Origin of the sequence: Pseudomonas sp. ICMP 3272 (assembly GCF_001466905.1) — a bacterium.
Lineage (GTDB): Bacteria > Pseudomonadota > Gammaproteobacteria > Pseudomonadales > Pseudomonadaceae > Aquipseudomonas > Aquipseudomonas amygdali.
Genome location: NZ_LKEK01000115.1, coordinates 1 through 1,391, shown reverse-complemented (window position 1 = coordinate 1,391; position 1,391 = coordinate 1). Strand labels below are relative to the sequence as shown.

Annotated in this window: 1 pseudogene; it reads right to left on the bottom strand. The window is 60.0% G+C overall.

Annotation, left to right across the window (positions count from 1 at the left end):
- Positions 1-1,391, bottom strand: a pseudogene (locus AO068_RS25170) (adhesin); the annotation flags it as partial.

Here is a 1,391-nt window from a genome sequence, read left to right as displayed (position 1 = left end):
GCCCTGGTTGCTGATTGCTCCGGTGCTGTCGAGGGTCAGTTTTCCAGCGCTGGAGACGCTGCCTGCGGTGTTGGTCAGGCTGGCGGCCTTCAACGTCAGGACGTCTTCGTTGCTGATCAGGCCTTGAGTGTTATCGAGCGCTGCAGACAGGTCGATACCCAGAGCTTTGAGGGCACTGAGCGCGCCACCGGTGTTGTCCAGCGTACTGCCCACCAGCGTTAGACCGGCTTTACTGGAGAGCAGACCATTGCCACGGTTAGTGACTTGCGCAACGTTCAGCGTCAGGGCTTTCTGTGCCAGCACCTGACCGTTGTCGCTGTTGTTGAGTTGCTGTCCGGTCAGGGTAATCACGTCCTGACTGGACAGTTCACCGCCGCGGTTATCGATGTCGGTGACATTGATATCGAGGGCTTGGGTTGCGCCGATGAAACCGTTCTGACGGTTGTCCAGCGCGTCGCCGCGCAAGGTCAGTGTGCCTTGGGCAAGCATCTGACCACCCAATTGCCGAAGGCTGCCGATCTGTGCGTTGAGGTTCTGTTTGCTGGCGATCTGGCCGAGACCGTTGTCTGCTGTCGCGGCACTCAGCGTCACATCGCCGTCACCAATCAGCGTGCCCTTGACGTTGGTCAGGGCGGTATTGACCGTCAGGTCCAGAGCTGCGCGGCTGCTGATCAAGCCTTCGGTGTTGTCCAGGCTGTCGCTGCGAGTGTTCAGCGCGGCAGCGGAAATCGTACCTTTGATGTTGCTCAGGGCCTTGTTGACGATCAGCGTCAGGGCCTGACTGCTGAGCAGTTTGCCGCCACTGTTATCGAGGCTGTCGACGTTCAGGGTAAAGGCCTTTGCGCTGGAGATTTCGCCGTTCTGGTTGGCCACGCCATTAAGATTCTTCAGCAGCAACACGTCGGGGGCGTTGATCAAACCGCCCTGGTTGTTCAAATGGCCGTTGTTCAGGTCGAGGCTCAGCGAGGTGTTGCTGAACAGCTCACCACCCTGCTGATCGAGGCTGGTGACGCTGGCCGTCAATGTCAGCGCACTGGCAATACGTCCGGCGCTCTGGTTGATGACTTTACCGGCCGTCAACTGCAGGGTATCGCTGCTGGTCAGGCGACCACCCTGGCTGTTGTCGAATGCGTGGCGCCCTTGCCAGCCAGTTTGCCCGCCTGACTGTTGTCCAGGCTGGCGCTGGTCAGTGTCAGCGTTGCGTCGGTAGTAACGGAGCCCGCCTGGTTCTCCAGAGCGCCGGTGGTGGTGACGCTCAAGGCATCGGCACTGGACAGGCTGCCTGCTGCGTTTTGCAACGAAGCGGCATTGACCGTCAACCCCGCTTCGCTGCTGAGCAGACCACCGCTGTTGTCCAGCGCACCGGACACATCAATGCTCATGTCCTTCTG